Origin of the sequence: Spiroplasma sp. ald, from assembly GCF_044714355.1 — a bacterium.
Taxonomy (GTDB): Bacteria; Bacillota_I; Bacilli_A; order Mycoplasmatales; family Mycoplasmataceae; genus Spiroplasma; species Spiroplasma phoeniceum.
The window spans coordinates 1-6,526 of record NZ_RXFY01000065.1; the positions used below are offsets into that span (position 1 = coordinate 1).

Sequence of the window (6,526 nt, forward strand, 5' to 3'; positions counted from 1 at the left end):
AATTATAATTTGCTATTAGTGTCTTTTTAAAAATATTTACAATTATTTTACTAGGTTATGCAAGAAGTCTAATATTTAGCGGAAGAGAAGACATTAGAGAAACTTGTTAGTCCTAGTCATATGTTAACAAATATTGATGATTTTTTTAAATAATTTTAAATGGGAAAAACAACGAAAAGTTAACAATTTAATTAAGAAAATATAATAAATTTATTGCTTTATTATATTTTCTAGTTATAATTAATAATGTTAATTTAGTTTAGTGGTGATTTTTATGATTGAAAAAATTAATGTAGCTAAAATTGCAAATTTAGTTCATGCAGCAGTAATTACAGTTCCTGGGGTCGCTGGATTCGCAAAGGTTGATGATACTGAAAATAATGAAGATAATGTGATAATGCTACTTAAAGATTACTCACAGTCAATTAAATTGAGACAAGATGGTCGTAATTTTTATATAGATATCTTTATTATTTTGCTAGAAGGAGTAAATATTAAAGATATTGCCCGAGAAATACAAATTAGGATTAAATATGAATTAGAAAAACTGGATATTTATTCAAACAATATTATGATTTATGTGAATGTAAATATTCAAGACTTATTAATTTAGGTAGGAAATTTATTAAAATGAGATATTTGAATGATGCAAGATTTACAGTTATATCACTTAAGAGAACTAAAAAAGGGAAATTAATTGATGAAAAATGTAAAGGTGATAGAAATGGAATTTAATGCAAAATCTTTTAAAGATTCATTGATCAGCGGTTATAATAATTTATATAATTTTTATCCAGAAATTGATAAATTAAATGTTTTTCCAGTTCCTGATGGCGATACGGGAACAAATATGAATTTAACGATGACTAATGCTGTTAAGGAAATTAATGAACTCAATTCGGAGTCAATTAGTAAGGTTGCTGATGTTTTTGCACGCGGCTTAATTATGGGAGCTCGTGGTAATTCAGGTGTTATTTTGTCACAGATCTTTCGTGGTTTTGCCAATGGTTTAAAAGAATTTGATGAATTAAATTTTGATTCAGTTAAAGCAGGGATTTCACAAGCAAATGAGGTTGCTTATAAAGCGGTAATGAAACCGGTTGAAGGAACAATTTTAACTGTAATTCGTGAAACTGCGGAACATGTTTCAACATTAGAAAAAGAAATTCCTGTTCCAGAGTTATTCCAAAGAATTGTTGATTTTGCAACTGAGTCATTGAATCATACTCCGGAGTTACTGCCAGTTTTAAAAGAAGTTGGTGTTGTTGATTCAGGTGGTTTTGGTTTAGTAAAAATATTTGAAGGCATTACAGAATATTGAAAAACAGGAAAAATTGTGCCACAACGAAAAAAACAGGTTGAAAATACTGGTGAAAATGTTGTTATGGATTTACAAAATGAAGAATTTGGTTATTGTACTGAAGCAATTGTAATGTTAGATCATAAGCATATTAATAAAATTAATGTAATGCAAATTCGCCAAACATTAGAAGATCAAGGTGGAAAATCAATTGTTGCAGTTGTTGATAATGATATTTTAAAAGTTCATGTCCATACTTTACTTCCTGGTTATATTTTAACTTTTTTACAACAACATGGTGAGTTTAAGAATATTAAAATTGAAAATATGAATTTACAAGCAGCCAAACATGTTAAAACAATTAAAATTGATCGGCAATTGAAAAATCCGGCCACTATTATTGCTGTCACACCATCAAATGGCATTGCTAATTTTTTCAAAACTGATTTAAATATTCAATTTACAGTTAATGGTGGAGCATCAATGAATCCATCAACGGATGATTATTTAAGTGCAATTGAAGCAGTTGATGCGGTTGATGTCTTTATTTTACCAAACAATAGTAACGCAATTTTAGCAGCGCAACAAGCAGCAAAAGTTGAACGTAAGTCCAATGTCTATGTTGTGCCAACAACATCAATTCAAGAAGGAATGGTAGCAGCTTTATCATTTGAACCGGGAGAGACACCGAAAAAGATTTATTCAACATTAAAAGCAAGTCTTAAAAATGTGACAAGCTTGTCAATTACTGTTTCAGCAAAAACAACTTCAATTGATGGTGTTAAAATTAACAAAGGAGAATATATGGGAATTATGAATAAAAAAATTATTTGTTCATTTCCAACCTTATCACGAACAATGAAATACTTGTTTGACCGAGCAATTACAAAATCAACAGAAATTGTTACAATTTTTGCTGGTGAAGAAGCAGAAACACGCGATATTAATGCAATTCGAAAATATTTAGATGAAAGTTTTGATGTTGAATATGAATTTATTGATGGTGATCAAACATTATATCCGTTTTTAATTGCTGTAGAATAAATAAAAATAATAGAATGAATTTAATTTTTTTATTTATTTATCTTGAAATGAATTATGAATATGATAATATAGTAGGGGTTTAGATTTTATGGCACTATAGCCAAGGTGGCTAAGGCATGGGACTGCAACTCCCCGATCGTCGGTTCGAATCCGACTAGTGCCTCCATTTAAATCTGCTCAACATTTAAATACTGATTTATTTCTTATGCGCCCATAGATCAATTGGATAGATCGTTTGACTACGGATCAAAAGGTTGAGGGTTCGAATCCTTCTGGGCGCGCCATTTATTTAAATGTTATTTTTTTCGGAAAGTAGCTTAGCTTGGTAGAGCACTCGGTTTGGGACCGAGGGGTCGCAGGTTCGAATCCTGTCTTTCCGACCATTTTTATACTATTTTGGGCCCGTAGCTCAGCTGGGAGAGCACCTGCCTTGCACGCAGGGGGTCGACGGTTCGATCCCGTTCGGGTCCACCATTAACTTTAGTAAAGCAATTAAACTTGATATGGCGGGATAGCTCAGCTGGTTAGAGCGCTCGGCTCATACCCGGGAGGTCAAGAGTTCAAGTCTCTTTCTCGCTACCATGGACCCTTAGCTCAGTTGGTTAGAGCATCCGGCTCATAACCGGATGGTCACTGGTTCAAGTCCAGTAGGGTCCACCATTTATTATTTAGTTGCTTTCCGAGCATTTTTTGGAAGATTACCCAAGTCTGGTTGAAGGGATCGGTCTTGAAAACCGACAGGCGGTGAAAGCCGCGCGGGGGTTCGAATCCCTCATCTTCCGCCATTTTTTTAAAAAAACTTGCAATTAAAAGTTAAGTTATGATAGTATTAAAATTGTGGGGTGGAGCAGTGGTAGCTCGTTGGGCTCATAACCCAAAGGTCGCAGGTTCAAGTCCTGCCCCCGCAACCAATGGTCTTGTAGTGAAGTGGTTATCATGCCTCTCTGTCACAGAGGAGATCGCGGGTTCAAGTCCCGTCAAGACCGCCAATCGTGGTTCAGTAGCTCAGTTGGTAGAGCATTTGATTGAAGCTCAAAGTGTCGGCAGTTCAATTCTGTCCTGAACCACCATTGAATTTAGTTAAAAATAACCCTAGACTCTAAATTAATCGTAGATTAGTTTAGAGTTTTTTATTTTTGTTATATAATTAATAAAGGTGATGGGAATGTTTTCAAGATTGACAAAAGATATAACTTTTTATTTAAAACGTGAAGAGTGAAAGTTTGCGTTAAATGAAGACAATTTTAAATATAAACCACGCTTTGTCTTAGACCGTTATCAGAAAAAGATGGGAACTGAGAATTTCCGTAATTTTAAATATTGAATTTTTAAACGTTGAATTTTAAAAAATTTTGCTTATACCCAAGATTTTATTCATCGGTTTTATAAATATCAACGGAAGTTAGATTTAGTGCTAACTGGTCGTGAACAAGAGTTTATTTATAATGTTGAAGAAGTTAATTTTACATTATGACGTCCCTTAAAAGTTTTACCAGTGGCATTTGATTTACAATCAAAGGAAAAGTGCCATTTTAAAAATAATGCTGTTAATATTCATCTTTTTACAACCCATAAAGATATTAAGTTTTTTTGTAAGGGTGTTTTATTAATTACTAATAAGCGGTTTATTATTGATGGTTTAGATAAGAATAATAATAAGGAAGTAGTTCAGTTTAATTTAACAGATATTTCAAATGTTGAATTTATTGATATTGGTGTTAAAATTACGGTTGGAAAGCAAACTTATTTGATTCGGGAAAATAATCATATGTTAATTTTAGCATTGTTTTATCGTTGCTTGGGGCATAAGAAAGTTACCTTTGATCTTAAAAAACTACCACTAAATTTTAAGTTTTAAGATAGAAAGATGAGAAAGACAAAATGATTTTAAAAAATGCGAAAATAATTTGTGAAGAAGTAATTTCAAATGGATGAATTGAAATTAAAGATAATAAAATTGTTAAAATTACAGCAGGTCATACTGACCAAAGAGGTTATGATTTACAACAAGCAATTATTACTGGCAGTGATGATACTTTAACAAAAATTTTAACGGTATATCAAGATTATATGAAAAATTATAATAAGAGCCCGCAAGCACGACAAATTTGTGTCCATTTAGAAGGACCTTTTATTTCCCGTAATTTTAAAGGTGCACATGATGGAACATTATTACAAGAACCAAACATTCACCTGTTAGAAAAATGAATAGAAGCTTCAAGTAATAACATTCGGATTGTCACATATGCGCCTGAAGAAGAAAATGGTACTTTTACAAAGTTTTTATTAGAACATCAAATTTTACCATCAATTGGACATTCAAATGCAACATATGATTTAGTCGCAAAACGAGTAGCAATGGGAGTCCACCATGTAACACACTTATATAATGCTATGAGCAAATATGATCATCGTTAGCCTGGTGTTGTTCCTGCTGCATTAAATTTTGATGAAATTTTATGTGAATTAATTAGTGATGGAATTCATATTAATCCAAATATCATTAATTTAACTTATAAAATTAAAGGAGCAAAAGGAATTTGCTTAGTAACTGATGCAATGCTTGCAAAAGGATTACCTGATGGTGAATATCAATTTGGGCCATTGCCAGTTGTTAAAACTGGACAACAAGTTGTCATTAAAGGCACAACTACAATTACGGGGTCAGTTGCAACCTATGATTATTGTGTTCGTAATTTTCAGCAGTTTACTAATTGTTCATTCCAAGATTTAGCATTAGTTACTAGCACTAATATTGCTAAACAATTAGGAATTTATTCAACGACTGGTTCAATCGCTGTTGGTAAATTAGCAGATTTAGTTGTGTTAGATGCTGACTTAAAAGTTTTAATGACTTTATGTGAAGGTGAAATTGCTTATTCATAACATCATTTAACACAAAAATAGAAATTTATTTTAATAAATTATAAAACAATAGGGAGGAATAAAAAATGAAATTAATTATTGTTGAAGATAAAAATGCAATTGGGAAAGTTGTTGGACAAATTTTTGTAAATTATGTGCAGCAAAATCCAAAAGTTGTTTTTGGTTTAGCAACTGGTTCATCACCAGAAACAACTTATCAATATATTATTGAAGATTATAAAAAAATAAGACAGACTGAAGTAAAGTAACAACTTTTAACTTAGATGAATACATTGGTTTAGAACCAAACCACCCACAAAGTTATCGTTACTTTATGAATGAAAAATTATTTAATCACTTAAATATTAATAAAAAGCATATTTATGTACCATTAGGGACAGGTGATTATATTGCTTATGCGAAAGAATATGATAATTTAATTGCAAAAGCAGGGTGAATTGACTTACAATTATTAGGTCTTGGTACTAATGGGCATGTTGGTTTTAATGAACCACCAGCAGATTTTAATTCTTTAACATGTGTTGTTGATTTAGTTCCTTCAACAATTGAAGCTAATACTCGTTTTTTTTACTTCACCAGGTGATGTTCCCCAGCAAGCAGTGTCAATGGGCATTAAATCAATTTTAAATGCAAAAAAAAATTATTTTAATTGCTAATGGTACAAATAAAGCACATGCGGTTAAGCAACTAGTTGAAGGTGAAATTAGTAACTTATGACCTTATACAGCTTTGCAAATGCATCAAGATGTTACTGTTGTAGTTGATAAAGCAGCGGCTGGATTATTACAAACACGAGGAATTAATCTTAGTTAAAAATGAATTGAAAGAAAATTTAATAATTTTAATAAAAACCTTTTTTTGTTTAAAGAAATACTTTTTTAGCAGAAGTATAACAATATCAGTGAGAAAAATTGGACCTAGTAATTATTCAAAAGAGTTTTTTATTAAAACTTTTTTTTGAGTGATACAATTTAAGTACTATTTACTAACTAGATAATAATTAAAACACGCTCTTAATTTTAAGATTGGGGGTATGCTATATGACTGAAATTGAACAATTATTATCACAGTCATATGCTGAATGCGTTAATTATTTATTAAAAAAATATGGGCCAGTTGCAAAGGATTACTTTTCTGATTTTGGTTGTACTAAAAAGACAAGTGGAATCACGCGGGGAAATGAAGGCTTATATATTAGACTTCTTGCATAACCTAGTTATTTTAAAATTCCTATAAAATATATTTAAAATAGAAATTATAGGAATCTAAAATTATGAAATTTGATAAATTTGATTT

At 31.1% G+C, this 6,526-nt stretch carries 9 protein-coding genes and 10 tRNA genes; all 19 read left to right on the forward strand.

Annotated features, from left to right (window positions below; translation table 4 throughout):
• The first annotated feature begins 274 nt into the window (after positions 1-274).
• The 19 genes from EHU54_RS03895 to EHU54_RS03985 all read left to right on the forward strand — a co-directional run bounded on the left by EHU54_RS03895 (position 275) and on the right by EHU54_RS03985 (position 6,441).
• Positions 275-613, forward strand: coding sequence for an Asp23/Gls24 family envelope stress response protein (locus EHU54_RS03895; protein WP_400249046.1), 339 nt, complete (start codon positions 275-277; stop codon positions 611-613).
• Between the two features lie 111 nt (positions 614-724).
• The gene (locus tag EHU54_RS03900) at positions 725-2,344 is read left to right on the forward strand and encodes a DAK2 domain-containing protein (RefSeq protein WP_400249054.1); all 1,620 of its coding nucleotides are present in this window, start codon (positions 725-727) and stop codon (positions 2,342-2,344) included.
• A 90-nt stretch (positions 2,345-2,434) separates the two neighbouring features.
• Positions 2,435-2,510: transfer RNA gene (locus tag EHU54_RS03905), tRNA-Cys, on the forward strand.
• A gap of 41 nt (positions 2,511-2,551) precedes the next feature.
• A tRNA-Arg gene (locus EHU54_RS03910) sits at positions 2,552-2,628 on the forward strand.
• Positions 2,629-2,650: 22 nt separating this feature from the next.
• Positions 2,651-2,727: transfer RNA gene (locus EHU54_RS03915), tRNA-Pro, on the forward strand.
• Positions 2,728-2,742: 15 nt separating this feature from the next.
• A tRNA-Ala gene (locus tag EHU54_RS03920) sits at positions 2,743-2,818 on the forward strand.
• A gap of 31 nt (positions 2,819-2,849) precedes the next feature.
• Positions 2,850-2,926: transfer RNA gene (locus tag EHU54_RS03925), tRNA-Met, on the forward strand.
• A gap of 1 nt (position 2,927) precedes the next feature.
• Positions 2,928-3,004: transfer RNA gene (locus EHU54_RS03930), tRNA-Ile, on the forward strand.
• Positions 3,005-3,036: 32 nt separating this feature from the next.
• Positions 3,037-3,129 (forward strand) — tRNA-Ser (locus EHU54_RS03935).
• 51 nt (positions 3,130-3,180) lie between these two features.
• A tRNA-Met gene (locus EHU54_RS03940) sits at positions 3,181-3,255 on the forward strand.
• Positions 3,256-3,257: 2 nt separating this feature from the next.
• Positions 3,258-3,333, forward strand: a tRNA-Asp gene (locus tag EHU54_RS03945).
• A 5-nt stretch (positions 3,334-3,338) separates the two neighbouring features.
• Positions 3,339-3,414, forward strand: a tRNA-Phe gene (locus EHU54_RS03950).
• A gap of 95 nt (positions 3,415-3,509) precedes the next feature.
• Positions 3,510-4,202, forward strand: a complete 693-nt coding sequence (locus tag EHU54_RS03955; protein ID WP_400249047.1) for a hypothetical protein — start codon at positions 3,510-3,512, stop codon at positions 4,200-4,202.
• 23 nt (positions 4,203-4,225) lie between these two features.
• Positions 4,226-4,762, forward strand: a complete 537-nt coding sequence (locus EHU54_RS03960; protein ID WP_400249048.1) for a hypothetical protein — start codon at positions 4,226-4,228, stop codon at positions 4,760-4,762.
• 141 nt (positions 4,763-4,903) lie between these two features.
• The gene (locus tag EHU54_RS03965; RefSeq protein ID WP_400249049.1) at positions 4,904-5,230 is read left to right on the forward strand and encodes an amidohydrolase family protein; all 327 of its coding nucleotides are present in this window, start codon (positions 4,904-4,906) and stop codon (positions 5,228-5,230) included.
• A 65-nt stretch (positions 5,231-5,295) separates the two neighbouring features.
• The gene (locus tag EHU54_RS03970) at positions 5,296-5,478 is read left to right on the forward strand and encodes a 6-phosphogluconolactonase (RefSeq protein WP_277938482.1); all 183 of its coding nucleotides are present in this window, start codon (positions 5,296-5,298) and stop codon (positions 5,476-5,478) included.
• A 65-nt stretch (positions 5,479-5,543) separates the two neighbouring features.
• Positions 5,544-5,846 (forward strand): hypothetical protein, encoded by a 303-nt coding sequence (locus EHU54_RS03975; RefSeq protein ID WP_400249050.1) that lies wholly within the window; start codon positions 5,544-5,546, stop codon positions 5,844-5,846.
• Positions 5,847-5,857: 11 nt separating this feature from the next.
• Positions 5,858-6,043, forward strand: a complete 186-nt coding sequence (locus EHU54_RS03980; RefSeq protein ID WP_400249051.1) for a hypothetical protein — start codon at positions 5,858-5,860, stop codon at positions 6,041-6,043.
• A 227-nt stretch (positions 6,044-6,270) separates the two neighbouring features.
• Positions 6,271-6,441: a hypothetical protein gene (locus EHU54_RS03985; protein WP_400249053.1), complete on the forward strand. Its 171-nt coding sequence runs from the start codon at positions 6,271-6,273 to the stop codon at positions 6,439-6,441.
• The last annotated feature ends 85 nt before the right edge of the window (positions 6,442-6,526 follow it).